This is a genomic window from Nitratireductor aquimarinus, from assembly GCF_017255295.1.
Classification (GTDB): Bacteria; Pseudomonadota; Alphaproteobacteria; order Rhizobiales; family Rhizobiaceae; genus Nitratireductor; species Nitratireductor aquimarinus.
Genome location: NZ_JAFKDE010000009.1, coordinates 246,038 through 272,461, shown reverse-complemented (window position 1 = coordinate 272,461; position 26,424 = coordinate 246,038). Strand labels below are relative to the sequence as shown.

Annotated in this window: 24 protein-coding genes; 22 read left to right on the top strand and 2 right to left on the bottom strand. The window is 62.8% G+C overall.

Annotated features, from left to right (window positions below):
• Nucleotides 1–22 precede the first annotated feature (22 nt).
• From JYP46_RS17190 to cydX, 9 genes are all read left to right on the top strand, one after another.
• Nucleotides 23–1,192, top strand: coding sequence for a FecCD family ABC transporter permease (locus JYP46_RS17190; protein ID WP_206548793.1), 1,170 nt, complete (start codon nt 23–25; stop codon nt 1,190–1,192).
• Nucleotides 1,189–2,001 carry an ABC transporter ATP-binding protein gene (locus JYP46_RS17185; RefSeq protein ID WP_206548792.1) on the top strand — a complete coding sequence of 271 codons (813 nt, stop codon included), beginning with the start codon at nt 1,189–1,191 and terminating at the stop codon, nt 1,999–2,001. Before JYP46_RS17190 ends, JYP46_RS17185 begins: the two co-directional genes overlap by 4 nt.
• Nucleotides 2,002–2,137: 136 nt before the next feature.
• On the top strand, nt 2,138–3,505 hold the full coding sequence (locus JYP46_RS17180; protein ID WP_222474207.1) for an O-antigen ligase family protein: 1,368 nt from the start codon (nt 2,138–2,140) through the stop codon (nt 3,503–3,505).
• A gap of 183 nt (nt 3,506–3,688) precedes the next feature.
• Nucleotides 3,689–4,261 (top strand): GbsR/MarR family transcriptional regulator, encoded by a 573-nt coding sequence (locus JYP46_RS17175; protein ID WP_113156119.1) that lies wholly within the window; start codon nt 3,689–3,691, stop codon nt 4,259–4,261.
• Nucleotides 4,258–6,015, top strand: coding sequence for a thiol reductant ABC exporter subunit CydD (cydD, locus tag JYP46_RS17170; RefSeq protein WP_206548791.1), 1,758 nt, complete (start codon nt 4,258–4,260; stop codon nt 6,013–6,015). The genes JYP46_RS17175 and cydD overlap by 4 nt, the downstream gene beginning before the upstream one ends.
• A complete protein-coding gene (locus JYP46_RS17165) occupies nt 6,012–7,703 on the top strand; it encodes an amino acid ABC transporter ATP-binding/permease protein (protein ID WP_206548790.1) in 1,692 nt (563 codons plus the stop codon). The genes cydD and JYP46_RS17165 overlap by 4 nt, the downstream gene beginning before the upstream one ends.
• Nucleotides 7,704–7,748: 45 nt before the next feature.
• The gene (locus JYP46_RS17160) at nt 7,749–9,326 is read left to right on the top strand and encodes a cytochrome ubiquinol oxidase subunit I (RefSeq protein WP_206544355.1); all 1,578 of its coding nucleotides are present in this window, start codon (nt 7,749–7,751) and stop codon (nt 9,324–9,326) included.
• A gap of 5 nt (nt 9,327–9,331) precedes the next feature.
• Nucleotides 9,332–10,489 carry a cytochrome d ubiquinol oxidase subunit II gene (cydB, locus tag JYP46_RS17155; RefSeq protein ID WP_206548789.1) on the top strand — a complete coding sequence of 386 codons (1,158 nt, stop codon included), beginning with the start codon at nt 9,332–9,334 and terminating at the stop codon, nt 10,487–10,489.
• 34 nt (nt 10,490–10,523) lie between these two features.
• The gene (gene cydX, locus JYP46_RS17150) at nt 10,524–10,640 is read left to right on the top strand and encodes a cytochrome bd-I oxidase subunit CydX (RefSeq protein WP_113153809.1); all 117 of its coding nucleotides are present in this window, start codon (nt 10,524–10,526) and stop codon (nt 10,638–10,640) included.
• 70 nt (nt 10,641–10,710) lie between these two features.
• On the opposite strand, the gene JYP46_RS17145 is transcribed toward cydX, so the two are convergent.
• Nucleotides 10,711–12,021, bottom strand: coding sequence for a mechanosensitive ion channel family protein (locus JYP46_RS17145; protein WP_206544774.1), 1,311 nt, complete (start codon nt 12,019–12,021; stop codon nt 10,711–10,713).
• A gap of 195 nt (nt 12,022–12,216) precedes the next feature.
• Between JYP46_RS17145 and JYP46_RS17140 the strand changes: the two genes are divergently transcribed.
• The 12 genes from JYP46_RS17140 to trmB all read left to right on the top strand — a co-directional run bounded on the left by JYP46_RS17140 (nt 12,217) and on the right by trmB (nt 25,112).
• A complete protein-coding gene (locus JYP46_RS17140; protein WP_206548788.1) occupies nt 12,217–14,400 on the top strand; it encodes a malate synthase G in 2,184 nt (727 codons plus the stop codon).
• Nucleotides 14,401–14,465: 65 nt separating this feature from the next.
• Complete coding sequence (gene tsaB, locus JYP46_RS17135; RefSeq protein ID WP_206548787.1) at nt 14,466–15,146, top strand: tRNA (adenosine(37)-N6)-threonylcarbamoyltransferase complex dimerization subunit type 1 TsaB; 681 nt, start codon at nt 14,466–14,468, stop codon at nt 15,144–15,146.
• On the top strand, nt 15,146–15,628 hold the full coding sequence (locus JYP46_RS17130) for a GNAT family N-acetyltransferase (protein WP_206548786.1): 483 nt from the start codon (nt 15,146–15,148) through the stop codon (nt 15,626–15,628). Before tsaB ends, JYP46_RS17130 begins: the two co-directional genes overlap by 1 nt.
• Nucleotides 15,629–15,735: 107 nt before the next feature.
• On the top strand, nt 15,736–16,530 hold the full coding sequence (olsA, locus tag JYP46_RS17125; protein WP_206548785.1) for a lyso-ornithine lipid O-acyltransferase: 795 nt from the start codon (nt 15,736–15,738) through the stop codon (nt 16,528–16,530).
• Between the two features lie 123 nt (nt 16,531–16,653).
• Entirely contained in the window at nt 16,654–18,006 is a 1,353-nt protein-coding gene (gene miaB, locus JYP46_RS17120) for a tRNA (N6-isopentenyl adenosine(37)-C2)-methylthiotransferase MiaB (RefSeq protein WP_222474220.1), read from the top strand.
• Between the two features lie 59 nt (nt 18,007–18,065).
• Complete coding sequence (locus JYP46_RS17115) at nt 18,066–19,034, top strand: PhoH family protein (RefSeq protein ID WP_113153816.1); 969 nt, start codon at nt 18,066–18,068, stop codon at nt 19,032–19,034.
• 13 nt (nt 19,035–19,047) lie between these two features.
• Entirely contained in the window at nt 19,048–19,551 is a 504-nt protein-coding gene (ybeY, locus tag JYP46_RS17110) for an rRNA maturation RNase YbeY (protein WP_224924682.1), read from the top strand.
• 162 nt (nt 19,552–19,713) lie between these two features.
• Complete coding sequence (locus JYP46_RS17105; RefSeq protein ID WP_206544776.1) at nt 19,714–20,649, top strand: hemolysin family protein; 936 nt, start codon at nt 19,714–19,716, stop codon at nt 20,647–20,649.
• Between the two features lie 123 nt (nt 20,650–20,772).
• Entirely contained in the window at nt 20,773–22,356 is a 1,584-nt protein-coding gene (lnt, locus tag JYP46_RS17100; protein WP_206548783.1) for an apolipoprotein N-acyltransferase, read from the top strand.
• 132 nt (nt 22,357–22,488) lie between these two features.
• The gene (locus JYP46_RS17095; RefSeq protein WP_113156121.1) at nt 22,489–22,902 is read left to right on the top strand and encodes a helix-turn-helix domain-containing protein; all 414 of its coding nucleotides are present in this window, start codon (nt 22,489–22,491) and stop codon (nt 22,900–22,902) included.
• Between the two features lie 192 nt (nt 22,903–23,094).
• Nucleotides 23,095–24,375: a methionine adenosyltransferase gene (gene metK / locus JYP46_RS17090; RefSeq protein ID WP_206544362.1), complete on the top strand. Its 1,281-nt coding sequence runs from the start codon at nt 23,095–23,097 to the stop codon at nt 24,373–24,375.
• 32 nt (nt 24,376–24,407) lie between these two features.
• Nucleotides 24,408–25,112, top strand: a complete 705-nt coding sequence (gene trmB / locus JYP46_RS17085) for a tRNA (guanine(46)-N(7))-methyltransferase TrmB (RefSeq protein WP_206548782.1) — start codon at nt 24,408–24,410, stop codon at nt 25,110–25,112.
• A 191-nt stretch (nt 25,113–25,303) separates the two neighbouring features.
• On the opposite strand, the gene JYP46_RS17080 is transcribed toward trmB, so the two are convergent.
• On the bottom strand, nt 25,304–25,468 hold the full coding sequence (locus tag JYP46_RS17080) for a hypothetical protein (RefSeq protein ID WP_206548781.1): 165 nt from the start codon (nt 25,466–25,468) through the stop codon (nt 25,304–25,306).
• A gap of 265 nt (nt 25,469–25,733) precedes the next feature.
• On the opposite strand from JYP46_RS17080, the gene rimP reads away from it, so the two are divergent.
• On the top strand, nt 25,734–26,423 hold the full coding sequence (rimP, locus tag JYP46_RS17075) for a ribosome maturation factor RimP (protein ID WP_206548780.1): 690 nt from the start codon (nt 25,734–25,736) through the stop codon (nt 26,421–26,423).
• Nucleotide 26,424 lies beyond the last annotated feature (1 nt).

Genomic DNA, 26,424 nt, shown 5'->3' with positions numbered 1-26,424 from the left:
GGCTTAGATACGGTTTCTAACGATGCATGCACCGGCCTCCAGAAAGGAAAAGGCGAACAGCCATGAAGCGCTGATCGCCATCCTCCAGTCCGCGCCGCCCGCGCGGGGCGGGGCCGTGCAGCATGGTCTTGAGGGTGGGGCGTCGCGGCGTGGCGTTACCGGCTATGCGCTGGTCATCGTCCTGATGGTTGTGGTGCTTCTCGGCGTCTCTCTTGCCGGGTTGATGCTTGGCTCGGTGCATATCCCCGGCGGCACGGCGCTTGCCATTCTCGCCAATCTCGTGCTCGGCGACGGGCTTGTCGAACCGGACTGGCGCACGGCTTACGAAACCATCGTCGTTCAGACGCGCATGCCGCGCGTTTTCCTTGCGGCTCTTGTCGGGGCGAGCCTTGGCGTGACGGGCATGACGATCCAGTCCATCGTTCGCAACCCGCTGGCGGGGCCGGGCATTCTGGGCGTTTCGTCCGGTGCTGCCACCGGCGCGGTGGTGGTGATGCGCTGGGGGCTTCTGGGATTTGGCGCGTTCACGCTGCATATTTCGGCCTTTCTGGGCGGGCTCGTCACGCTGTTTGTCGTGTTCTGGGTGGCGCGCACCGGCGGCCAGATGACCCCGACGCGGCTTGTGCTCGCGGGCGTGGCGATGAGCGCCATTCTGAGCGCGCTGACGAGCCTGATCGTGCTGACATCGCCGGACCCGCAGCTTGCTTCCCGCGTCCTGTTCTGGACGCTGGGCGGTTTCGGTACGGCGCAATGGAAGCTCATTCCCATACCGCTTGCCGCCCTTGCGCTCGGGCTTGGCGTGATGCTGGTGCAGGCGCGCCGGCTGAACCTGCTGATGGCCGGAGACGAAAGCGCCGTGGCGCTCGGCCTCAATGTGCAGCGCTTTCGCCAGAGCATGTTCGTGCTGGCGGCAGCGCTCACCGGCATCACCGTGGCGGTGTCCGGTGTGATCGGCTTTGTCGGGCTCATCATGCCACATATCGTGCGCTTTCTTGTCGGTGCGGATCATCGCCGCGCATTGCCGGCGGTGGCGCTTCTGGGGGCGAGTTTCACCATTGGCGCGGACCTTGTGGCGCGCACGGTCATCGCGCCGCTGGAGCTGCCGGTGGGCATCGTCACCGCGCTGGTGGGCGGGCCGTTCTTCATCTGGCTGCTGCGGCGCGATGCGCGCGCGCTTGGCGGTGCGCGATGAGCATGGAACCGGGAACGCTCGACCTGCGCTCGGTCACGTTTCGCGCGGGCGACAGGGTGCTGGTCGATGATGTGTCGATCAGCGTGGGCAAGGGCGAGATGGTCGGTCTTCTGGGGCCGAACGGCGCCGGAAAATCGAGCCTTCTGCGCACAATCTATCGCATCAACCGGCCGTCGTCCGGCTCGGTTTTCGTCGATGGCGAGGATGCCTGGCGGCAGCCGACCGAATGGGTGGCGCGCAATGTGGGCGCGGTGCTGCAGGACATGCCGGCGGAATTTCCGCTGACCGTGCGCGATGTGGTGGCCATGGGGCGCTCCGCGCACAAGCGGCTTCTGGAGGCAGACACGGCGCATGATCACGCGCTGATCGCGGCGGGGCTCGAATTGCTTGGGCTGACGGCGATGCAGGAGCGCGCGTTCCGCACGCTGTCGGGCGGCGAGCGGCAGCGCGTGCTCGTCGCGCGGGCGCTGGTGCAGCAGCCACGGCTGCTCGTTCTTGATGAGCCGACGAACCATCTCGACATTCACCATCAACTCCAGCTCCTGCGTTTCATGCGCGGGCTTGGCACCACAGTGGTGGCCGCGCTGCACGATCTCAATCTGGCGGCCATGTTCTGCGACCGGCTGTGCGTTCTGGATCATGGCAGGCTGGTTGCAGCGGGCACGCCGGACGCGGTGCTCAGACCGGCGCTTCTGAAGCGGGTCTACCGGATCGACGCGACGATAGGGCGGCATCCCGAAACGGGCACGGTGTGGGTGATGCCATCCGCCGCGCCGCCCATCGGCGCAAACGGCGTGGATCATAATTAACGCAGCCTTAAGCGGCGTCGCGCTTTATGAGGCAAGCGCAACAGGTTCTGATCCCGGTATGGCGAGCAACCCCGAACTTTCCCGATTGGCAGCCGTGACCTCCCAGGGGTCGCGCGGCAGCGGGCGCGGGTAGGCCATGAGCAGCACATATTCAGGGCCCTACGGGGCGGATGATTACGGTGCAGGCGCAAACCGTGCGGAGGCTAGCTGGAAGAAGCCCTCCTTCATCACACGGATGGTTGCGACGGGGCAGCCCTCCACGGTCATCGCGGCGGTACTCCTCACCATTCTGATGATTTCCTTCCGCCCGTTCCAGCCATCGGGGCCGCAGCTGAGCGGCAGCGGCGGCGACATCGTCAATCAGCTTGGCTTTGGCGGGCTTGGCGCGGTGGCGCTGGCCTCGCTGCTGATGCTCGTTGACCGACGGGTGCTGGTTGCCCTCCTGAGCCCGTGGTGGCTTCTTCTGCTTGGCTTCCTCGCCATTGCCACGCTCAACACGCCGGTGCCCACCGACACGATGCGCACCGTGGCGTTTTCCCTCATCGGCATCCTGACCGTTGCGGCCATTCTGACACTGCCGCGCGATGCGGATGCGTTTTCGCGCGTGCTTGTCTTCGCCGGTTTCGTGATCCTCGGGCTTTCCTATTTCGGCGTCGTCGCCCTGCGCGATGTGGCGGTTCACCAGGCCTATGATGTCGAAGCGCAGCATGCGGGCCTGTGGCGCGGCGTCTTCACGCACAAGAACATTGCCGGCCCGGTCATGGCCGGCCTCTCCTTTGCGGGGCTCTATCTGTGGCGGCGCGGCTGGCGCTGGTCTGGCGGGGCGATTACCGTTCTGGCGATGATCTTCGTCTTCCACACCGGCTCCAAGACCACCACGGCCACGGTGCCGCTGGCCGGCATGCTGGTGGCGCTGCCCGGTCTCTTCGGGCTGCGCTCGCTGGTGCCGGTTCTGGTGATCGCGGCGGTGACAACGCTGGCCGTGGCCACGCTCGGCATTGTCTATATCGGGCCGGTGAAGGATCTTGCGGCAACGCTGGCGCCGGATCTCACCTATACCGGCCGCACGCCCATCTGGGATTATGCGGGAGACATGATCGCGAAGAAGCCATTGTTCGGATACGGGTTCGAGAACTTCTGGCTCACGCAGACCGTGTTTTCCTCCGACCACCCGTTTGACCGTTCGTGGGATATCCGCGGCACGGTTCACGGGCACAATGGCTATGTCGACATGGCGCTCGGCATGGGGCTTCTGGCGCTCTGCACCGCCATCATCACCTTTCTCTTCGTGCCGTTGCGCGACTTTGCGCGCACCCCGCCCTATCGCGAGAACATCTTTCTCGCCGATCTCTTCATGATGATCGTGACGTTCAGCCTGTTCAACGCGTTTCTGGAGAGCTTCTTCTTCCGCCGCACAGACCCGGTCTGGATGCTCTTCGTCATGTCCGTTCTAGGCCTGCGTCTCGTGGCGCGGTTCAGGGTGCCGACGCGCATAGAGCGCTGAGTTTTCCTTTCCGGTCAAAAGCTGACGTCCAGCCGACATGTCGGCGCGCTATGAAGGCGTGACGGCAATGGGCGCAGCCCCTGCTGCATAACGGCGCACCGTGTGCGGCAGGCTTGCGTTCGGAACGGCAGGGTTCTACACAAATTTCAGAAATTACTGAAATCAATGTCAGGTGTGTTCATCATGAACCTCCCACCACTTTTGCAGTCCTTCGTGCTGCATTTTGGAGAAATGGGCAGCCGCTGGGGCATCAACCGCACGGTCGGGCAGATCTATGCACTGCTCTATGCTTCATCGAAGCCGCTCTGCGCGGATGACATTGTCGACGCGCTTTCCATTTCGCGCTCGAATGTCTCGATGAGCCTGCGCGAGCTTCAGGCTTGGAATCTCGTTCTTCTGAAACATATTCCAGGAGACCGGCGCGATTACTTCACGACGCCGGACGATGTCTGGCAGATTCTGCGCACACTCGCCGAGGAGCGCAAGAAGCGCGAAGTCGATCCCACGCTTTCGGTGCTGCGCGAGCTTCTGATGCAGTCGCCGGGCAGCGAGGAAGAGCGCCATGCACAGGCCAAGCTGGCGGAAATGCAGACGCTGATCGAGCAACTGACGAAATGGTATGACGATGTGAAGCATCTCGAGACGGAGCAGCTTGCAACATTGCTGAACCTCGGCTCCAAGGTGACGAAACTGATCGACACCAAGGACCGGATCGTTTCGCTCGGCCGCAAGCGCAAGGGATCGAAGACGTCATGACGAGTGTTGACGCGGCCCTTGAAGAGCGCTCCGCGCCCGCAGCCGGTCGCGCGGTTTCGCGCGCGCATCCGGCAGGACGGCAAGGCGACGCCGCGCAGGCAGAAAAGGGTGTCAGCCGCGCGGCGGTTCTTTTGCAGGTGACGGCTTCTCTCCTGTGGCTCCCGCAGGCGGCGCTTCTGGCCATGGCGGTTGGCGGCATTGCGGCGGGTGAGGGCGCATCGGCGGCATGGCTTCCCGCCCTTGGCATTCTTGTTCTCGGTGTGGCCCGGTCGGTGGCCGATGGCGCTGGCAGTCGTCTGGCCTTCCGGCAGGCGCGCAGCCAGCTGAGCGCATTGCGCGTTCAGGCGGTGGCGGCGCTTTGCGAAACCTCGCCGCTCGATACGACGCGGCCCTCGTCGGGCCTGGCCGCCAGCACGCTTGCGGAGCAGGCGGAAGCCATCGTTCCCTATGTGGCGCGTTTTCGCCCGGCGCGTCAGAAGGCGGCAATCGTGCCGCTTGCCATTCTCGCCTGCGTGTTCGTTTACTCCTGGGTCGCCGGGCTGGTGCTTTTGCTCGCCGCTCCGCTTATTCCCATCTTCATGGCGCTGGTCGGCTGGCGCGCCAAGCAGGCGAGCGAGGAACAGCTTGCCGAGATGGGCAGCATGAACGCGTTCCTGATGGACCGGCTGCGCGGCCTGACCACCATCCGCAGTTTCGACGCCGTGGACCGCACCGCCAACCGGCTGCGCGCCAGCGCTGAAGATCTGCGCCGCCGCACCATGGCGGTGCTGCGCATTGCCTTCCTGTCGTCTGCGGTGCTGGAACTCTTTGCCGCGCTCGGTGTGGCAATGGTCGCCGTCTATGTGGGGTTCCACCTGCTGGGCGAACTGAAATTCGGCGCATGGGGCGGCAAGCTGACCCTGGCCGAAGGGCTCTTCATCCTGCTTCTGGCCCCGTCCTTCTTCGAGCCGCTGCGCGATCTCTCCGCTGTCTGGCATGACCGGGCGTCCGGGCAGGCCGCGTTCGAGGCGCTGGAAAAACTGGCGCAGTCGGGCCGGCATCTGGTGGGCGCGTCCGCCACGCCGACATCTTTGCGGGAGGGGCAGTCGGGTGCGCTCTCGCTTTCGGTCGAGGATCTGCGCTTCAGTCACACGGCTGAAGGCGCGCCGGTCTTCTCCGGTTTCGATCTCCATATCCAGCCCGGCGAACGGGTCGCGCTGATGGCTCCAAGCGGCGAGGGCAAGTCGACGCTCCTCGCCCTTATTGCGGGCCTGGTTGCGCCAGATGGCGGGACGATCCGCATTGATGGACGCACACTGGACGATGCCGGTGCGGCAGATCTGCGTAGGGCAATCGCCTGGATCGGGCAGGATCCGCACATTTTCCCCGGCACGATCTCCAGCAATGTCGGACTGGGCCGCGAAGGCGTGGGACCGAAGCAGGTTTCCCATGCGCTTGAGGCGGTCAGCCTGTCGCGGCTTGCCGCTGCGCGTGGTCCGGCCATGATCGGCGAAGGCGGTTTCGGCCTGTCGGGCGGTGAAGCGCTGCGGCTCGCGCTGGCGCGCGCGTCGGCAACGCCCGAGACCGGCCTCGTGCTCGCCGACGAACCGACAGCGCATCTCGACCGGGAAACGGCGCAGGAGATTGCCGGCAGCCTTCTGCGCATCAGCGCGGGCAAGACGCTGGTGGTCGCCACGCACGATCCGGTGCTGGCGAGCCGCATGGATCGCGTGATCACGCTGCAGACGCCGCAGACTGCCGGAGGCGCGTTATGATCCGCAGCCGCAATCTTCGCGCGGTGGCCGCGCTTTTCTGGGCGGGCAACCGCAACAAGCTTCTCGCCGGCGCGCTGCTGTCGCTCGCCACGGTTCTGTGCGGCATCGCGCTTCTCGGCCTGTCGGGCTGGTTCATCGCCGCCACAGCCATTGCCGGGCTTTCCGTGGCGACGGCGCTCGCCTTTGACGTTTTCGCGCCCTCCGCCGGCATTCGCTTTCTCGCACTCGCACGCACCGCATCGCGTTATGGCGAGCGGATCGTCACCCATGACGCGACGCTGGAAGTGCTTGCCGAACTGCGCGAGAGACTGTTTCGCGGCTGGGCCGTTGCGGGTGCCGCCCGCGCCATGATGGCGCGTCCCGCGCGTCTGCTGTTCCGGCTGACCATCGATATCGACGCACTGGACTCGCTCTATCTTAGGGTGATGGTGCCGCTGTTTTCCGCCGCCGGCGCTGCGCTTGTCGCGGGGCTTGCGCTCGGCTTCATCGATGTTCGCCTCGGCCTCGGCGTGGCGCTGTTCCTTCTGGCGGTCGGGCTTGGTGTGCCGGCTTTTGCCGCGCGTCATGCGGAACGCCCGGCGCGCCGGCGGGCCCATGCGCTCGAGGTTCTGCGCGCGCGCAGCATTGATCTCGTGCGCGGTCAGGGCGAGCTTGTCATGGCAGGCCGCCTCGACGCCCAGAGCATGTCCATTGCCGAAGCGGATGCACGGCTTGCCGATGCCGACGACGGCATGAACCGCACGGAAACCGGCGTCAGTGTCGCGCTCGGCGTGGCCGGGGCCGTCTTGCTGGCGGCAGTCCTTCTCGTCGTCGCGACGCTGGCCGAGGCCGGCCAGATCGGCGCGCCGGTCGCAGCGCTGGCGCTTCTGGTCGCGCTGACGGCAACCGAGCCCTTCGCGGCCCTGCGGCGTGGCGCAGTGGAACTTGGCCGAACGTTGATGGCCGTGCGCCGTGTCGGCCCGCGCCTCAATGGCGAAGAAAGTGCGCCGGCAAATAAAATCCCGCAGGATGCCGGCATTGCCATTCGTCTGGAAGGCGTGACCGCACGCCATCCGGGCGCTGCGGAGGTTGCGCTTGCGGATGTATCGCTGCGCATCGAACGTGGCGAGCGCATCGCGCTGGTGGGGCAGAGCGGGGCAGGCAAGTCCTCCCTTCTTTCGGTGATCGCCGGCGAGCTGGCAGCCGATCAGGGCGATGTGGCCAGCCTGCCGGCCACGCTGTTCACCCAGCGCACGGAACTCTTTCACGACACGCTGCGCGGCAATCTCGCGCTCGCCAATCCGGCTGCGGATGACGACGCCATGCTGGCGGTGCTGGGGGCTGCGGGTCTTTCACGCCATTTCGCGACGCTTCCTGCCGGGCTCGACACGTGGCTTGGTGAAGGCGGTGCGGGCTTCTCTTCCGGTCAGGCGCGCCGGCTTGCCATGGCGCGGCTGGTGCTGCGCGATGCGCCGGTCTGGCTCCTTGATGAGCCGACAGAAGGGCTTGATCGTGAGACAGCAAACGACGTGATCGCGCGGGTCGCCAATTATGCCTCGGGCAAGACCCTGATGGTATCGACGCATATACGACGCGAAGCAGAAGGGGCGGATCGCATCCTTCACATGAACAATGGCCGGATCGTTGCCGATGTGCGGCGTGGCACGGCCGACTATGAAAGTCTGCTCGACGGTCTGAGACCGGATTGAGCGCTTCCCCCGAAGACCAAAGGAGCCGGAAAGCCGGATGAAACAATGGAACTGAACATCGTTGATCTCTCGCGGTTGCAGTTTGCGATTACCGCGCTCTATCACTTTCTGTTCGTCCCGCTGACGCTTGGGCTGTCGGTGCTGATCGCCATCATGGAGACTGTCTACGTGATGACCGGCCGCACCATCTGGCGGCAGATGACAAAGTTCTGGGGCACGCTTTTCGGTATCAACTTCGTGCTGGGCGTCGCCACCGGTATCGTGATGGAATTCCAGTTCGGCATGAACTGGAGCTATTACAGCCACTATGTGGGCGACATCTTCGGCGCGCCGCTTGCCATTGAGGGCCTGATGGCTTTCTTCCTGGAAGCGACCTTTGTCGGGTTGTTCTTCTTCGGTTGGGACAAGCTTTCAAGGCTAGGACATCTGGCCGCCACCTGGGCGGTGGCCATCGGCTCAAACTTCTCGGCGCTGTGGATCCTCATCGCCAATGGCTGGATGCAGAACCCGGTCGGCTCTGCCTTCAACCCGCAGACCATGCGCATGGAAGTAACCGACTTCTTCGCGGTGCTCACCAACCCGGTGGCGCAGGCGAAATTCGTTCACACGGTCTCCGCCGGCTATGTCACGGCTTCCGTTTTTGTGCTCGGCGTGTCCGCCTGGTACCTGCTCAAGGACCGGCACAGGGATCTGGCCAAGCGCTCGATGACGGTTGCGGCCTCGTTCGGTCTCGCCTCCGCGCTGTCGGTCGTGGTTCTGGGCGATGAGAGCGGCTATCTCGAAGGCGAGCATCAGAAGATGAAGCTCGCGGCCATTGAGGCCATGTGGGAGACGGAGCCCGCACCGGCATCCTTCACCGCTTTCGGCTTCCCCGATCAGGAGGCCCGCAAGACGCATTACGCCGTTCACATTCCATGGGTGATGGGCATCATCGCGACACGCTCGCTCACCACCGAGATCCCCGGCATCGTGGAACTGGTGGAGCATGCCGAGGAGCGCATCAGACAGGGCATCATCGCCTATGACGCGCTGCAGGACATTCGCGCTGCAGGCAGCACGGCCGCCATCCCGGATGAAGCCCGCGAGGCGTTTGAGGAGAATGGCGGGAACCTCGGCTACGCGCTGCTCCTGAAGCCCTATGTGGACGATCCGCGCGAGGCCACGGATGCACAGATCGCACAGGCGGCGAACGACACGGTTCCAAACGTGCCGACGCTGTTCTGGACCTTCCGCATCATGGTCGGGCTCGGCTTCTCCTTCATCGCGCTGATGGGCGTGTTCTTCTACCTGTCCGCACGTCACAGGCTGGATCGCTATCCGTTCCTGCTGCGCCTTGCGGTGATCGCGATCCCGCTGCCGTGGATCGCTGCCGAATGCGGCTGGATCGTCGCGGAGTTTGGCCGTCAGCCGTGGATCATCGAGGGCATCCTGCCCACCGCCGCCGCCGTGTCGAACCTTGGCGCTTCGACGGTGCTGATGACGATCATCGGCTTCTCGGCAATCTACACCGTGCTCTTCATTGTCGAGATGACGCTCATGCTGCGCGCCATCCGGAAGGGCCCCGAACCCGATGATGAGCCGGAGGCCGCGTTCGGTCCCCGCGCCTTCGTTCCGGCGGAGTAAAGATCATGATCCTTCACACGCTTATCGACTATGAAACCCTGCGCGTGATCTGGTGGCTGCTGCTCGGCGTGCTGCTGATCGGCTTCGCCGTCACTGATGGTTTCGACCTGGGAACGGGGGCGCTTCTGCCCTTCGTCGCCAAGACGGACACGGAGCGCCGTGTTGTCATCAATGCGGTCGGCCCGGTCTGGGAAGGCAACCAGGTCTGGCTGATCCTGGGCGGCGGCGCGATCTTCGCCGCCTGGCCGCCGCTCTATGCGGTGTCCTTCTCGGGCTTCTATCTCGCCATGTTCGCCATCCTGTTCGCGCTCATCCTGCGTCCGGTCGCCTTCAAGTACCGGTCCAAGCGCGAAAACCCGACCTGGCGGGCGACCTGGGACTGGGCGCTGTTCATCGGCGGTTTCGTGCCGTCGCTGATCTTCGGTGTGGCCGTGGGCAATGTCCTGCAGGGCGTGCCGTTCCGGCTCGAAAACGATCTGCGCATTTTCTATGAGGGCACGACGCTGTTCGAGCTGCTCAACCCGTTTGCGCTTCTTTGCGGCCTTCTGTCGGTTTCGATGCTGGTCATGCATGGCGCGTCCTGGCTGATGGTCAAGACGTCTGGTCCGATTGCCGAACGCGCCCGCGCCTTCGGCAGCATCGCTGCGGTCGCGACCATCGTTCTGTTCGCGCTCGGCGGGCTGTGGCTGTGGGCCGGCATCGACGGATACCGCATCACCAGCGCCATCGTCACGGACGGTCCGTCCAACCCGCTCGCCAAAACGGTGGAGCAGGCAGGCGGCGCATGGTTTGCCAATTATGCCGCGCATCCATGGATGATGGCCGCGCCCGCGTTCGGCTTTCTCGGCGCAGCGCTCGCCCTGATCCTGTTCCGCGCACGGCGCGAGGTGACGACGCTTCTTTCCAGTGCGCTGTCGGTGCTGGGCATCATCTCCACCGTTGGCGTGTCGATGTTTCCCTTCATCCTGCCGTCCTCCATCGCACCGGGTGCGAGCCTGACGGTGTGGGACGCCTCGTCCAGCCACCTCACCCTGTTCATCATGCTGGTGGTGACGGGCATCTTCGTGCCGCTGATCGTTGCCTATACGAGCTGGGTCTACAAGGTGCTGTGGGGCAAGGTCGACGAAGAGGAAATTCGCGAAGGCAAGGGCCACGCTTACTGAGCGGGCCGCGCGACAAAGACAAGGAGATCAGGACATGTGGTATTTCGCATGGTTGCTCGGACTTCCCCTCGCTGCGGCTTTCGCCGTGCTGAACGCGATGTGGTACGAGCTGATGGACGATGCAGCGAAGAAGAAGGAAGCCGGAGAGTAATCTTCGCGCCCTTTGCATCACGGATGAACATCGAAACGCCGGCCCCGCGCCGGCGTTTTGCTTTTCAGGCTCAGTCCCCGGTGGCGGGTCTCGCCTGGCCTGCCGGGGGCTGCTTCATGATCACCTCGCGGTGCGGATAGGGGATTTCGATGCCGTTTTCCTTCAGCGTGTCCCACAGCGCGAGCAGCACCTTGCCGCGCACATTGGTCAGGCCCTGCTGCGGGTCGCGGATCCAGAACCGCAGAACGAAGTCGAGTGAGGAATCGCCAAAACCGGTGAGCCAGCAGACGGGCCGGCGGTCGGCATCCACGCGCCCCACGCTGATCGCCGCCTCGATGGCAAGCGCGGAGACCTGATGCGGATCGGCCTCGTAGGAAACGCCGAACGGCACGTCGAGGCGCACCATCTCGTCGCTGAACGACCAGTTGATGACCTGCTGCGTGATGAAGTCCTCATTGGGGATCAGATATTCGCGCCCGTCGCGGGTGATGACGGAGACGAAACGCGCCCTCAGTTCGCGGATCCAGCCGAATGTGTCGCCGAGCGTGATCGTGTCGCCCGGCTTGATGGATTTGTCGAGCAGGATGATGATGCCCGAAATGAAGTTGGAGACGACCTTTTGCAGACCGAAGCCGAGGCCCACGCCAATGGCGCCGGAAAACACGGTGAGCGCCGTCAGGTCCACGCCGACGGAGGAAAGGGCGATGCCGCCGGCGGCGATCACCAGCCCGATCTTGACCAGCTTGCCGAGCAGGACGCGGATCGACGGCGTGAGTTCGTCGGAGCGCTGGACGCGCTCATCAAAGTAATTGCCGATGACGATGGCGAGCCAGACGGTGGCGGTGAGAAGCACCGCCGCCTTCAATAGCACCAGCGCGCTCAGTCGCGTCTTGCCGAGCGGCAGGGCCAGCGTGTCGAGAAAGGCGGCGGCCTCGTCATTGACGCCCAGAATGACGATGGCCGCGTAGGTCCAGGCGATCCAGCCGATGGTCCGGGCAAGCAGGCGGTTGCGGATGATGCGCGAGACGACCGAGGTGAACAGCCAGGCAAGCGACAGCGACAGCGTCAGCGAGATCAGAACGGTGCGGCTTGGCCAGGTGCTGGCGCGCAGCACGGTCAGCACGATGAAAAGCAGTATGACGAAGAGAATCCAGTCCGTGCGCCGCATCAGCGCGATGATCACGCGCAGAAGCCCCTGATGCCCCTTGATGCGCCGGGCGCGGGCCTCCAGCCGGTTCTCCAGTCCCTGCGAAGAGAGCTTCGCGACAATGAACAGGATCGCAATGATTGCGAGCTGGTAGAAGGTCCAGGGGTTGGCGAGATTGATGAGCTCGGTCCGCACCCAGTTCGCAATCTCGATCAGGATATCCACGAACGCCATGGCCAACAGTAGAGCATTTTTCTTCGCTGCGGAATGCTCGCCTCCGGTGTCGGGCGGATCGGGCGTTCGGCAAAAGAGTGGCTCAACCTTGCTTCACGTTGAAACTTCTTCTCCATCCGGCGAATTGACCGCGTGACGCTGGCGTGGTGAAAGCAGTGCATCATTTCTGACATCGGGAAGAGGAGTGTCTGCCAAATGGAAAATCGCGTTGAGCTTCATGGGTTGAAGGTTGCGGAAGAGCTGCGTGATTTCGCCGTAAAAGAGGCACTGCCCGGCACGGGCATCGAGCCCGACAGGTTCTGGAAAGCGCTGGCGGAGATCGTGAACGATCTCGCCCCGAAGAACCGCGCGCTGCTGGCCAAGCGCGACGCGCTGCAGGAAAAGATCGACGCCTGGTACAGGGAAAACGGCGCGCCCGCCGATCAGGAAGCCTATCAGGCGTTCCTGCGCGAGATCGGTTATCTGCTGCCGGAAGGCGAGGCCTTCTCGGTCTCCACGGAGAATGTCGATCCGGAAATCGCCACCGTCGCCGGGCCGCAGCTCGTCGTGCCGGTGATGAATGCGCGCTATGCGCTCAACGCGGCCAATGCACGCTGGGGCTCGCTCTACGATGCGCTTTACGGCACGGACGCCATCTCCGACGATGATGGCGCGGAGAAGGGCAAGGGCTACAATCCGAAGCGCGGCGAAAAGGTCATCGCCTGGGCGCGCGCCTTCCTCGATGGCAGCGCGCCGCTCGATGGTGCTTCCTGGACGGACGTCACCGGGCTTTCTGTTGTCGACGGTCAGCTCGTGGCGAAAACCCTGGGTGGTGAAGCGCGCCTGAAGGACGCTGCGAAGTTCACCGGTTATCGCGGCGAAGCCGATCAGCCGACCGCCGTTTTGCTCGCCACCAATGGCATGCATGCGGAAGTCGTGATCGACCGCACGCACCCGATCGGCAAGACCGATGCGGCGGGCATTGCCGATGTGGTGCTGGAATCGGCGCTGACCACGATCCAGGATTGCGAGGATTCCGTCGCCGCCGTGGACGCGGAAGACAAAATTGTCGTCTACCGCAACTGGCTCGGCCTGATGAAGGGCGACCTCGAAGAGCAGGTGACGAAGGGCGACAAGACCTTCACCCGCCGCCTGAACCCCGACCGCGAATACACCGCGCCCGATGGCGGCACGCTCACGCTGCCCGGCCGTTCGCTGATGCTGGTGCGCAATGTCGGTCACCTGATGACCAACCCGGCCATCCTAGACGCCGATGGCAATGAAGTGCCGGAAGGCATTATGGACGCGCTGTTCACCGCAGCCATCGCGCTGCACGATGTCGGCGCAGACGGTCGCCGCATGAACAGCCGCGCGGGCTCCATGTATGTGGTGAAGCCGAAGATGCACGGCCCTGAAGAAGTGGCCTTCGCGGTGGAACTGTTCGGTCGCGCCGAGGAAGCGCTCGGCATGGCGCCGAACACCATGAAAATGGGCATCATGGATGAGGAGCGCCGCACCACGATCAATCTGAAGGAGTGCATCCGCGCCGCGCGCGAGCGGGTGGTCTTCATCAACACCGGCTTCCTCGACCGCACCGGCGACGAGATCCACACCTCCATGGAAGCCGGCCCGATGATCCGCAAGGGCGACATGAAGCAGGCGGCCTGGATCGCGGCCTATGAGAACTGGAATGTCGATATCGGTCTGGAATGCGGCCTTTCCGGTCACGCACAGATCGGCAAGGGCATGTGGGCCATGCCGGATCTGATGGCGGAAATGCTGGTGCAGAAGATCGGCCATCCGAAGGCCGGTGCGAACACCGCCTGGGTGCCGTCGCCAACGGCAGCCACGCTCCACGCCACGCATTACCACACGGTTGATGTGCATGCGGTGCAGGCCGAATTGAAGAACCGCAAGCGCGCAGCGCTTTCCGATATCCTTTCGGTGCCGGTCGCCACGCGGCCCAACTGGACGCCGGAGGAAATCCAGAAGGAGCTCGACAACAACGCGCAGGGCATTCTGGGCTATGTGGTGCGCTGGATCGATCAGGGCGTCGGCTGTTCCAAGGTGCCGGACATCAATGATGTGGGCCTGATGGAAGACCGCGCAACGCTGCGGATTTCCGCACAGCACATGGCAAACTGGTTACACCATGGTGTCGCCAGCGAAGCGCAGGTGATGGAAACGATGAAGCGCATGGCGGCTGTCGTTGACCGGCAAAATGAAGGCGATCCACTCTATCGGCCGATGGCTTCGGATTTCGATGGTTCCATCGCTTTCCAGGCTGCCTGCGACCTTGTGTTCAAGGGACGGGATCAGCCCAATGGCTACACCGAGCCGGTTCTGCATGCGCGCCGTCTTGAACTCAAGGCGGCTGACAGGGCAAATAGGGCTTCCTGACCCGCTGATGGCGCATCGGATTCGCCGGCGGTTTGAAACGAAAAGGACGCCGGGCTGACGTCTCGATGAACATTCTTGCAATCGACACTGCGGCGGCGCTCTGCGCCGCCTGCGTTTATGACACCGATAAGGACCGCGAACTCGGCCGGCATGTTCTGGATCTGGGCAAGGGACATGCCGAACATGTCATGTCCGTGATCGAGCAGGCGCTTGCGAGCGCGGCCCTTGGCTATGACGCGCTTGAGGCGGTGGCCGTTTCGGTCGGGCCGGGCTCGTTCACCGGTGTGCGCGTGGGCGTTTCGGCCGCGCGCGGGCTGGCGCTGGCGCTCAAGGTTCCGGCCATCGGCGTTTCCACGCTGGAGGCGCTTGGAGCCGAGGCGCATGCAGCCATTCCCGGCCGTCCCGTTCTGGTGGCGCTGGGGCAGCGGGTGCAGAATTTGTTTGCCGCCGGTTACGACAGTGAAGGCCGCGCCGTTTTAGCGCCGGAAAGCCTGCCGGTGGAGGCGCTTGCCGAATGGGCGCTGCGCGAAAACGCCGTCGTCTATGGCGCTGCGGCGGCGCTGGTCGCCGAAGCCGCGCCATCCGCACTCGACATTCATTCTGCCGGAGCAACGGCTGACATTGCCACCTTTGCCCGTCTGGCGGCGGCCAAGGGGCCGGGCAGCGAGCCGCCCAGGCCGCTTTACCTGCGCGCGCCGGAAGCGGCTCCCCAGCAGAATTTCGCCCTGCCGCGAAAGGAAGGCTGATGGCGCTCTTTCCAAGACGGCGTGAGTTCGTCGTGCGGCCGCTGGAAGTGGCCGACAGTCTGGTTCTGGCTGACATGCATGCGGAGGGCTACGCCCGCCCGTGGAGCGATGCCGAGTTTGAATCGCTCCTCACGCAGGAGGGCGTGTTCGGTTTTGCGGTCGTGGAAGTGGGGCGCAAGCCCGGGCAGATGGCCGGCTTCGTGCTTGCGCGTCAGGCAGCGGATGAAGGCGAGATCCTCACGATACTCGTGACGCGCAGTCACAGACGCCAGGGCCTTGGCCGGCAACTGATGGATGCGGTTCTGTTCCGGCTGCATGGCGACCGTGTGTCGGCGCTCTTCCTCGAAGTGGACGAAACCAACACGGCGGCAATCGCGCTTTACCGCCGGCTCGGTTTCCTGCAGGTGGGCGGCCGACCGGACTATTACCGCGATGCGAGCGGCAACCGCACCAGCGCGCTGGTGATGCGCCGTGATCTTTAGACGGTTTCTGCCAGCGCGGTGTTTCCCCCCGGCGGAGAAATGCTGTAAGCGTCCATCCCTCGCAAGGGGGCCGCATTGGGCCGCAGAGAGGGGCTGATCAAGGGCTGATGTTCAGCACGTTTCGTTTCGTCATCGCGATCCTGGTGATCGCGCTCTACACGCTTCCGCTCATGGTGGTGCAGGAAATCGCGCTGCGCACACCGCTCCTCAGCGACCGCATCGTGCCGCGCCTGTGGCACCGGCTCACCCTGCGCATGCTTGGCGTTCGGGTGCGCATGGAAGGCAGCCCGGCGAAAGACCGGCCGTTGATGATCGTCGCCAACCATGTGTCATGGCTCGACATTCTGGTGCTTGGTTCGCTCGATGGCGTGCACTTCATTGCCAAGTCGGAAATGCGCAAATGGCCGATCCTCGGCACGTTCGCCAGGCAGCAGCGCTCCGTTTTTGTCGAGCGTGAGCGCCGTCGCTCCTCGCCGGAACAGGCGCGCGAGATCGCCGAACGGCTGGCCGATGGCGATCCGATGGTGCTTTTTGCCGAGGGCACGACCGGTGACGGAAACCGGGTGCTGCCCTTCAAGAGCACGCTGTTTGGCGCGGCACAGCTGGCGCTTGCCAGCGACAGGGCCGACAGCGTCACGCTGCAGCCGGTGGCGCTCATCTATGTGAGCAAGGGCGGGCTCCGGCTCGACCGACGCGAGCGGGCGGCCATTTCGTGGATCGGCGACACCGACCTTCTGCCCAATCTGATCACGCTCTGGCAGTCACGGCCTATCGATATCGCTGTGCGCTATGGCGATCCGATCCCGTTTCTGGCAAAAGGCGACCGCAAGACCGTCACGCGGGAAGCCGAGGCGCAGGTGCGCGCCATGCTTACGGCAGGCTTACGCGGCACCGAAATTTGACGGATTCATCACACAGCGAAGAATCGTCTGTTTTTTGACACGCAAAAACGTTAGGAAACCGGCATGGAAGAGAATATCGCGCCGGAAATTGGCGGCACCGAAAACACTGGCAACGCATCCGAAATGCGCCCCGCCGACAAGAAGGTTTTCGTAAAAACCTACGGCTGCCAGATGAATGTCTACGATTCGCAGCGCATGTCGGATGCGCTGGCGGCGGATGGCTATGCGCCAACGGACCAGATCGAAGAGGCGGACCTCGTTCTCCTCAACACCTGCCATATCCGCGAAAAGGCGGCGGAAAAGGTGTATTCGGAGCTGGGTCGTCTGCGCGTGCTCAAGGAAGAGCGCAGCCAGGCTGGCCGCGAAACGGTGATCGGCGTTGCCGGTTGCGTTGCGCAGGCCGAGGGGCAGGAAATCCTGCGCCGCGCGCCTGCCGTCGATCTGGTGATCGGGCCGCAGACCTATCATCGCCTGCCCAAGGTGGTGAAACGCGCGCTCGGCGGTGAGAAGGTCGTCGAGACCGAATACGCCATTGAAGACAAGTTCGAGCATCTGCCGCAGCCGCAGAAGCGCGTGGTGCGCAATCGTGGCGTGACGGCGTTTCTGACCGTGCAGGAAGGCTGCGACAAGTTCTGCACCTTCTGCGTCGTGCCCTATACGCGCGGTTCGGAAGTGTCGCGCCCGGTGGCGCAGATCGTTGCCGAGGCGGAGCGCCTTGCCGAGGGCGGCGTGCGCGAAGTCACGCTGCTTGGCCAGAACGTCAACGCCTGGCATGGCGAGGGCGCGGATGGCCGCGAATGGGGGCTCGGCGAGCTTCTGTTCCGGCTGGCGGAAATCCCCGGTCTTGACCGGCTTCGCTACACGACAAGCCATCCGCGCGACATGGATGATGCGCTGATCGCGGCCCATCGCGATCTGCCCAAGCTGATGCCCTATCTGCATTTGCCGGTTCAGTCGGGCTCCGACCGCATCCTCAAGGCCATGAACCGCAAGCACACGGGCGACGATTACCGCCGCCTGATCGACCGCATTCGCGCGGCGCGTCCCGATATCGCCATGTCGGGCGATTTCATCGTCGGCTTCCCCGGCGAGACGGATCAGGATTTCGAGGACACGATGCAGCTCGTGCGCGACGTGACCTATGCGCAGGCCTTTTCGTTCAAATATTCGCCGCGGCCGGGAACGCCGGGTGCGGATCTTGGCGATCAGGTGCCGGAGGCGGTCAAGGACGAGCGGCTTCAGGCGCTTCAGGCGCTGCTCATCGAGCAGCAGCGCGGTTTTGCCAAAAGCCTGATCGGTCGTGAGATGGACGTGCTTCTGGAGAAGCCCGGCCGTCAGCCGGGACAGCGCGTCGGGCGTTCGCCATGGCTCCAGCCTGTGATTGTTGATGAAAAGGCCGGCGAAATCGGCGACATTGTTTCTGTTAGAATCACGGAAGCGGGACCAAACAGCCTGTTTGCCGAACCGGTGTTGTAAAGGAGGGGCGCTTGACCGCCAGCACTGAGTTGAGGAACCAGCCCTCCGGGGCGTCGGACATGGCGCACATCGTGCTGACCTTCGATGACAACAAGCTGGCCAGCGCCCTTTACGGGCCTTTCGACGAGAATCTGGCCCAGATCGAGCAGCGGCTTGGCGTCGACATTCGCTCCAAGGGCAATGAGCTCTCGGTGAAGGGAGACAGCGTTGCAACGGCGCAGGCGCGCCGTGCGCTCGACTATCTCTATGATCTTCTCCAGAAGGGCACCGAGCTTGCTCCATCCGACGTGGACGGGGCCGTGCGCCTCGCCATTGCCGCCGATGAGCAGCTGACCCTTCCGACGATGGAGGCAAAGGGAAAGCTCGCCGCGGCGCAGATTTCCACGCGCAAGCGCACCGTGTACGCCCGCTCGGCCAATCAGGACGCCTATATGCGCGCTCTGGAGCGTTCGGAGCTGGTGTTCGGCATCGGGCCGGCCGGCACGGGCAAGACCTTCCTTGCCGTCGCCTATGCCGCCATGCTTCTGGAGCGCGGCGTTGTGGATCGCATCATCCTCTCGCGCCCGGCGGTTGAGGCGGGTGAGCGGCTGGGCTTCCTGCCCGGCGACATGCGCGAGAAGGTCGACCCCTATCTGCGCCCGCTCTATGACGCGCTATACGACATGATCCCGGCGGAAAAGGTGGAGCGCGCGCTGGCAGCCGACGTGATCGAGATCGCGCCGCTCGCCTTCATGCGCGGCCGCACGCTGGCCAATTCGGTGGTCATCCTCGATGAGGCGCAGAACACCACGCCGATGCAGATGAAAATGTTCCTGACGCGGCTTGGCGAGAATGCGCGCATGATCGTGACCGGCGATCCGAGCCAGATCGACCTGCCGCCCAACACCAAGTCGGGCCTGGTCGAAGCACTCGAGGTTCTGGGCGACGTGCCCGGCATCGTTACGGTTCGCTTCGGAGAGAAGGATGTGGTGCGCCATCCGCTGGTGGCAGCCATTGTCCGGGCCTACGACAAGAAGACGCGGGACTGATCCGCACAAGCCGATGACTGAAGTTTCCCCTGCCGGTGATATGCCGGCAATCGAGATTGAAATCACCGTTGAAGCCGGTGACTGGGCGCCTGAGGCCGCGCTTCAGGCGCTGGCCGAGCGCGCCATCGGGGCTGCGGCCGCGACAATCGCGCTTCAGCCCGACGAGAGTGGCGCGGTGAGCCTGCTGTTTACGGGCGACGCCGAGATCCGCGTTCTCAATCGCGAATGGCGCGGCAAGGACAAGCCGACCAACGTGCTTTCGTTTCCGGCCCCCGACATGATCAATCCGGGACCGGAACTGCCGCCTCTCGGCGACATCATCATCGCCCATGAAACCGTTGCGCGCGAAGCGGCGGAAGAGGCGAAAACGTTCGATCATCACCTCACCCACCTCATCATTCACGGTTTTTTGCATATCATGGGATATGATCATGAGACCGATGAAGAGGCGGAAGAGATGGAAGATCTGGAACGCAAAGCGTTGCAGACCCTTGCCATTGATGATCCCTATGCCTAACTGAAGGTCTCAATTGAACAAACGGCCATGACAGAAAACACGATGATCGCAACAGGCGACGCGCCTGGAGGCGAGACGAGATCCCCCGAGGAGGGGGAAGAGGGGTCTAGTAGACCTCCCCCGCGAAGCTCCGGAAGCCGCCTGTCCCTCTGGGAGAGAATGATGGCTGCACTTGGCATTCGAAACGGATCTTCGATCCGCGAAGACCTTGCAGACGCGCTCGACGAGCAGACCCACGACACTGCTGCCTTCTCGCCCGGCGAACGGGCGATGCTCAAGAACATCCTGAGGCTGCGCGAACTACGCGTCGAGGATGTGATGGTGCCGCGCGCCGATATCGAAGCCATCGAACTCGGCACCACGCTTGGCGAACTGCTCAACGCGTTTGAGAAGTCCGGACATTCCCGCATGCCGGTCTATGGCGAGACGCTGGATGATCCGCGCGGCATGGTGCACATTCGTGATGTGGTCAGCCACATCACCAAGACCGCGCGTGCGAAGAGAAGCCGCAGCCGCAAAACCCCGGAACCGGTGGCTTTTGACCTCGCAAAGGTGGATCTGGATCGCACGATCGGCGATCTCAGCCTTCTGCGCTCGATCCTGTTCGTCCCGCCGTCCATGCTGGCGTCCGACCTGATGGCGCGCATGCAGGCCTCCCGCACGCAGATGGCGCTCGTCATCGATGAGTATGGCGGCACCGACGGTCTCGTATCGCTGGAAGACATTGTCGAAATGGTTGTCGGCGATATCGAGGACGAGCACGATGACGACGCCCCGCTGATCGAGCAGATCGGCGAGGATGCGTTTGTCGTGGACGCCAAGGCGGAGATCGAGGACGTCGCGGAGGTGATCGGCGACGAGTTCCACGCCGAGGAGCACTCCGAGGACGTGGACACGATTGGCGGTGTGATCTTCAACACGCTGGGCCGCGTGCCCGCGCGTGGCGAAGTCGTGCAGGCCATCCCGGGCTTTGAATTCCAGGTGCTCGATGCCGATCCGCGCCGTGTCAAACGTGTCCGTATTGTACACAATCGGGCGGCTGAGCGGCGTCGGCGTGCCACGCGCGCGCCCGAAAACGGGGTGGATCAGGCCTCCTGACCACCGCGTTTTCCCCCTGAAACAGGCCCTTATGCACACGAAACAGTTTGCCGAAACGGTTTCAAACCTCGGCAAACTGTAGATACTTCAGCTACGTATGATTCGTGTTGCGCGGGTGGTTTGATGGAAAGCGTCGCCGGACGGCTGATTTTGCTTAGCGGATGGCGGCGCTATTTTGTCGCACTTTTGGCCGGCGGGCTGGCTGCATTTGCGCAGCCGCCGTTTGATTTTTTCGCCGCCTGCTTTGTTTCTTTCCCGATTCTTGTCTGGCTTCTCGATGGCGCGGTTGGCGACGGTCGGGGGCTTCTGGCGCGGCTGCTGCCGGCATTCAAAATCGGTTGGTGGTTCGGCTTCGGCTATTTTCTGTTCGGGCTCTGGTGGATCGGCAATGCGTTGCTGGTGGAAGCAGAGAACTTTGCCTGGCTCCTGCCATTTGCTGTCGTCGGACTGCCGGCAGTTCTTGCTGTCTTTTACGGATTGGCTGCAGCGCTTGCGCGATCATTCTGGTCGGACGGAATTTTCAGGCTCGTTGCTCTCGCCTTTGCTTTCGGTGTCATCGAATGGATTAGAAGCGTCGTCCTGACGGGCTTTCCGTGGCATGCAATTGGTTATGCCGCCATGCCGACTTTGCTCACGATGCAATCGGCTAAGCTGGTTGGATTAGCCGGGATGAATTTCCTTTCAGTCCTTGTATTTTCCATGCCCGCATTGCTTGGCACACGGCGTCATCTCTTCGCAGGCATGAGTATTGCAATTGGTCTTGTCGCTATACATTTGGTCTATGGATACATAAGTCTTTCTACTTCCAGTGACGTCGAGAAGACCATCGCCGTGCGCATGGTCCAGCCGTCAATAATGCAGACCGAGAAATGGGATGCCGAGGAGCAGGCGCGCATCTTCGATCTGCTGCTGAGCCTGTCCCGTCAGCCGGCAATCGACGGCGCACCAAAGCCAAGCGTCATCATCTGGCCCGAGACTGCGGTGCCTTTCCTGTTCACCGATCGCCCCGAAGCGCTGGCGGAACTGGGCGACCTTCTGGGTGATGGGCAGATCCTGATCACCGGGGCGGTGCGCTCGGAGCCAGGCGAAACGCTGGCCGCGACGCGCTATTACAATTCGGTGGTGGCGATCGGCCCGGACGGTTCTATCCTGGATGCGGTCGACAAGGTGCATCTGGTGCCGTTCGGCGAATATGTGCCGCTTGCCAACTTGTTGAATAAGCTTGGAATTGAAGAGCTCGTGCAGTCGGCAGGGCCGTTTACCGCCGGCGGATCCCGGCACGCGATCTCGCTCAATTCGGATGTTAATGCTTTACCTTTTGTTTGCTATGAAATCATTTTCCCGTGGCTTGTCGATGGCGCTGCAGAGAAGGCGGATGTCCTTCTGAACGTCACCAATGATGCATGGTTCGGCGTGTCGCCGGGGCCCTATCAGCACTTCCGCCAGGCACGCCTGCGCGCAATCGAAAACGGCGTTCCACTGGTGCGTTCGGCCAATTCAGGCATCTCGGCCGTGGTGGATTCAACGGGCCGCATAGTCGATGCATTCGACCTGAATGTCGTCGGTGTTATGGACGTCGCGGTCCCCCTCGATAGAAATAATCAATTTAAATTTTTAAAACCGGGAACCAACTGGCTGTTTATCGCGTTTGGTTTTGGGTTCCTGCTTTTGATGTCAAGTATTGTTCGGCGGCTGAGGGCGAATTGACATCGCCCCTTTCAGCTACGCATAGTGCATAAGCCGACTACATCGCAGTTCGATTTTCGCAGGCTTGGGGCTCTGTGAGTCGGGCTGGTACGTCGGTCAATGGCAACCCCGTGCCGGATGGCGAGGGAAGTGATGAACAAAAACAAGAAAAAACCGAATCCGATCGATATTCATGTTGGTGGTCGGATCAGGCTTCGTAGAAACATGCTTGGTATGAGCCAGGAGAAACTTGGCGAGAGTCTGGGCATAACGTTTCAACAAATTCAGAAATACGAGAAGGGCACAAACCGCGTCGGTGCGAGCCGGCTTCAGGCCATTGCTTCGGTCTTAAGCGCGCCGGTGTCGTTTTTCTTTGAGGGCGCACCGGGCGAAGACACGGAGTCCGCGAAGGGCATGGGCGAGGAGAGCGCCGACTTCGTTGTAGACTTCCTCAACAGCAGCGAAGGCGTTCAGCTGAATCGTGCTTTCGTGAAAATTTCGGACCCCAAGGTCCGCCGGCGGGTCATTGACCTCGTCAAGGTTCTGGCCACCGAAAACCAGGATTGAGCCAGGCTCGATCTCATCCATTCAAACAGTTCGATGGATTGATCACGACCCAGGTGCGGGGAGTGGGCGTATGTCCACTCCCCGTTTTGACTCGTGTGACCGCCGTTTTGCTTGACGTTTGAGGCAGAGCTTGGCTAACAGGGGGCGCCTGTTGCCGGCATATTGACCGGCTTCTTCTCAGAGGGGATACCCGTGGCGCGCAAGAACTATCTCTTTACAAGTGAATCCGTTTCCGAAGGCCATCCGGACAAGGTGTGTGATCGCATCTCGGACGAGATCGTCGATCTGGTCTATCGGGAAGCCAAGAAGTGCGGCATGGATCCGTGGAAGGTCCGTGTTGCGTGCGAAACGCTGGCCACGACCAACCGCGTCGTGATCGCCGGTGAGGTTCGCGTCCCCGAGACGCTGCTCAAGCGGGACAAGCAGACCGGCGAGATCGCCACGGATTCCCAGGGCAATCCGCTGATCAACCCGTCGCGCTTCCGTTCGGCTGCGCGCCGCGCAATCCGCGCCATTGGCTATGAGCAGGACGGTTTTCACTGGAAGACCGCGAAGATCGACGTGCTGCTGCACGGCCAGTCTCCCGACATCGGCCAGGGCGTCGACAATGCCGCCGACCGTCAGGGCGAAGAAGGCGCTGGCGACCAGGGCATCATGTTCGGTTACGCCTGCCGCGAGACGCCGGACCTGATGCCGGCGCCGATCTACTATTCGCACAAGATCCTTCAGCTTCTGGCCGATGCCCGCAAGGCGGGTGAAGGCGATGCCGGCAAGCTTGGCCCGGATGCGAAGGCGCAGGTTACCGTCCGTTACGTGGATGGCATGCCCAAGGAAGTGACGGAAATCGTTCTGTCCACCCAGCATCTCGATCCGTCCTGGAACAGCGCCAAGGTGCGTGAAGTCGTCGAGCCTTACATTCATGAGGCGCTTTCTTCCGGCGGCATCGAGATTGCGGCTGACTGCAACTGGTACATCAACCCGACCGGCAAGTTCGTCATTGGCGGCCCGGACGGCGATGCAGGTCTCACCGGCCGCAAGATCATCGTCGACACCTATGGCGGCGCAGCGCCCCATGGCGGCGGCGCGTTCTCCGGCAAGGACACCACCAAGGTGGACCGTTCCGCAGCTTACGCCGCGCGTTACCTGGCGAAGAATGTCGTTGCGGCCAATCTTGCCGAGCGTTGCACCATCCAGCTTTCCTACGCCATCGGCGTTGCCCAGCCCCTGTCGGTCTATGTGGATCTGCATGGCACAGGCCGCGTCTCCGAGGAGGAGCTGGAAGTGGCAATCCGTGAGGTGATGGATCTGTCGCCGAGCGGCATTCGCCGTCATCTCGACCTGAACCGCCCGATCTACGCCAAGACCGCAGCCTATGGTCATTTCGGTCGCAAGGCAGGGCGTGACGGTTCGTTCTCCTGGGAGCGCACCGATCTGGTGAAGGCTCTCAAGCAGGCAGTCGCAAAAGCCGCTTAAGGCGGCTTTTGCTGGATTTTTCGGAACGACACATGGCTGAAGAGCGGCGCACACGATCAACGGAAGCCTTTTTCGGCCGTCGTCACGGAAAGCGGCTGCGTCCCAAGCAGGACGCAGCCCTTGCCGCCCTTCTGGACGGCGCATTGATCGATCTGGGTGAGGCGACGCCTGCCGATGTGCGGGCGCTTTTTCCCGGTTCGGTCGAAAATGTGCGGCTGGAGATCGGTTTCGGCGGTGGCGAGCACCTGCTTAGCGAGCTGGCGCGTCATCCACAGAGCGGTTTCATCGGTGTGGAGCCCTTCGTCAACGGCATGGCCAAGCTGGCCTCGGCGGTCGATGAGGCCGGCGGCGTACCGTCCAATCTGCGGATTTACAATGATGACGCGACGGAGCTTCTGGACTGGCTTCCCGAGGCGTCCATAAGCGGGATCGATCTGCTTTATCCCGACCCGTGGCCGAAGAAGAAGCACTGGAAGCGGCGGTTCGTGAATTCGGTCAATCTGGACCGGTTCGCACGCGTGCTGAAACCCGGTGGCCGGTTCCGGTTTGCGTCCGATATCGACACCTATGTCGACTGGACCTTGCTGCACTGCGATGCGCATCCGGCTTTCACCTGGCCGGCGCAGAGTGCGGATGACTGGCGCGAGCCCTATGAAGGCTGGCCGGGAACGCGTTACGAGGCGAAAGCCATCCGTGAGGGCAGAACGCCTGCCTATCTCACTTTTCTCAGGGTCTAGGCTGGGCCATTCTCAGGCCCGTGAGCATTGTGCCGCCAGGTGGTGTCGCCTGACCGGCAGCAATTCCAGGCAAAGTGGGAACCGGTTTTCCGTCCGGAATTGCGTAAAGACAATGAGTCAGGGCATTTTCGCGTTTCAACGAAAAGCGGAAATGCTCTAGCACAGGGTAACAGGCCTGAACGGCCGCATTCTTAACGGTTGCGCGTGGCGTAAAACTGCTCGGGATCAATGCCGAGACGGCGCAAATCGGCATCCGGTGCGCGACGGCGATTGCGGACTGCGGACGATACGGCGACCGCGCTTTCGATAACGCCGAAAAATTCACCGATTCCAGACATGAAGCTGCGTGCGGACATCTCTCTGCTCCTTCAATTGTGCGATGCAGCATAGTTAGGCCGCAGCCGGAGATTTGGGAACCGACGTTACGGCAGGGCTGCCATGCATTTGTGCGGTGCAACAATTGCGCGCCGGGTTGCCAGCAGCGCGCCGGCAAATGCAGCGCGGGCCTTGAAAAGAAGCAGCGTCTCGGCTATATGAAATTCAAATTCTTGGTCGATATGACGGAGAGTGGGTCCCGCCGGTCCCGCTCTTTTTTGTTAGATACGACCGTCCGGAGGTTGGATGACGGCAATTTCAGAAGACAGGAACGACGATGATCGGCTGATCCGCGAAAGCGGAATCGAGGCGCGCGTTGCTGCGATCATCATCCCTGTTCTTGGGGCAATCGGCTATCGTCTGGTGCGCGTCCGCATGACCGCGCAGGACGGTGCGACGCTGCAGATCATGGCCGAGCGGCCCGACGGCACGATGACCGTCGAGGATTGCGAGGAAGTCAGCCGGGCGCTTTCGCCCGTGCTTGATGTGGAAGATCCCATCGATACGGCCTATCAGCTTGAGATCTCTTCGCCGGGCATCGACCGCCCGCTGGTGCGCAAGGAAGATTTCGCTTCGGGTGAAGGGCATCTGGTCAAAATCGAAACCTCGATCCTGCTCGACGGGCGCAAGCGCTTCCGCGGCTTCATCGTCGAGAACGACGAGGAAACCGTGACGATCGAGCCGGAAACGGTCGAGGAAGATGGGGACGAGGATGTCCTCTTTGGTATCCCCTTTGAGGCGATTGCCGAGGCACGGCTTGTCCTGACGGACGATCTGGTGCGCGACGCCCTGAAGCAGGAAAAGGAAGAGCGCCGCGAGCGCAAGCGCAATCGCCGCCCTTCCGCATCGGAAAGGGCCGCGCAGCGGTCCGCCAAACAAGACGCAACTGAGCCGGCCGGGGACGAAGAACCCGGAACCCACGCCGAAGGAGAGTGAT

Bases quoted from the DNA above. Each gene is read 5' to 3' on its own strand.
- cydB (WP_206548789.1), top strand. From the start codon at position 9,332: ATGATCCTTCACACGCTTATCGACTATGAAACCCTGCGCGTGATCTGG.
- JYP46_RS17165 (WP_206548790.1), top strand. From the start codon at position 6,012: ATGATCCGCAGCCGCAATCTTCGCGCGGTGGCCGCGCTTTTCTGGGCG.
- JYP46_RS17160 (WP_206544355.1), top strand. From the start codon at position 7,749: ATGGAACTGAACATCGTTGATCTCTCGCGGTTGCAGTTTGCGATTACC.
- JYP46_RS17140 (WP_206548788.1), top strand. From the start codon at position 12,217: ATGGAAAATCGCGTTGAGCTTCATGGGTTGAAGGTTGCGGAAGAGCTG.
- cydX (WP_113153809.1), top strand. From the start codon at position 10,524: ATGTGGTATTTCGCATGGTTGCTCGGACTTCCCCTCGCTGCGGCTTTC.
- tsaB (WP_206548787.1), top strand. From the start codon at position 14,466: ATGAACATTCTTGCAATCGACACTGCGGCGGCGCTCTGCGCCGCCTGC.
- JYP46_RS17185 (WP_206548792.1), top strand. From the start codon at position 1,189: ATGAGCATGGAACCGGGAACGCTCGACCTGCGCTCGGTCACGTTTCGC.
- JYP46_RS17130 (WP_206548786.1), top strand. From the start codon at position 15,146: ATGGCGCTCTTTCCAAGACGGCGTGAGTTCGTCGTGCGGCCGCTGGAA.
- rimP (WP_206548780.1), top strand. From the start codon at position 25,734: ATGACGGCAATTTCAGAAGACAGGAACGACGATGATCGGCTGATCCGC.
- JYP46_RS17080 (WP_206548781.1), bottom strand. From the start codon at position 25,468: ATGTCCGCACGCAGCTTCATGTCTGGAATCGGTGAATTTTTCGGCGTT.
- JYP46_RS17145 (WP_206544774.1), bottom strand. From the start codon at position 12,021: ATGGCGTTCGTGGATATCCTGATCGAGATTGCGAACTGGGTGCGGACC.
- lnt (WP_206548783.1), top strand. From the start codon at position 20,773: ATGGAAAGCGTCGCCGGACGGCTGATTTTGCTTAGCGGATGGCGGCGC.
- JYP46_RS17180 (WP_222474207.1), top strand. From the start codon at position 2,138: ATGAGCAGCACATATTCAGGGCCCTACGGGGCGGATGATTACGGTGCA.
- ybeY (WP_224924682.1), top strand. From the start codon at position 19,048: ATGACTGAAGTTTCCCCTGCCGGTGATATGCCGGCAATCGAGATTGAA.
- JYP46_RS17095 (WP_113156121.1), top strand. From the start codon at position 22,489: ATGAACAAAAACAAGAAAAAACCGAATCCGATCGATATTCATGTTGGT.
- JYP46_RS17190 (WP_206548793.1), top strand. From the start codon at position 23: ATGCATGCACCGGCCTCCAGAAAGGAAAAGGCGAACAGCCATGAAGCG.
- miaB (WP_222474220.1), top strand. From the start codon at position 16,654: ATGCGCCCCGCCGACAAGAAGGTTTTCGTAAAAACCTACGGCTGCCAG.
- cydD (WP_206548791.1), top strand. From the start codon at position 4,258: ATGACGAGTGTTGACGCGGCCCTTGAAGAGCGCTCCGCGCCCGCAGCC.
- JYP46_RS17105 (WP_206544776.1), top strand. From the start codon at position 19,714: ATGGCTGCACTTGGCATTCGAAACGGATCTTCGATCCGCGAAGACCTT.
- trmB (WP_206548782.1), top strand. From the start codon at position 24,408: ATGGCTGAAGAGCGGCGCACACGATCAACGGAAGCCTTTTTCGGCCGT.
- JYP46_RS17175 (WP_113156119.1), top strand. From the start codon at position 3,689: ATGAACCTCCCACCACTTTTGCAGTCCTTCGTGCTGCATTTTGGAGAA.
- JYP46_RS17115 (WP_113153816.1), top strand. From the start codon at position 18,066: ATGGCGCACATCGTGCTGACCTTCGATGACAACAAGCTGGCCAGCGCC.
- olsA (WP_206548785.1), top strand. From the start codon at position 15,736: ATGTTCAGCACGTTTCGTTTCGTCATCGCGATCCTGGTGATCGCGCTC.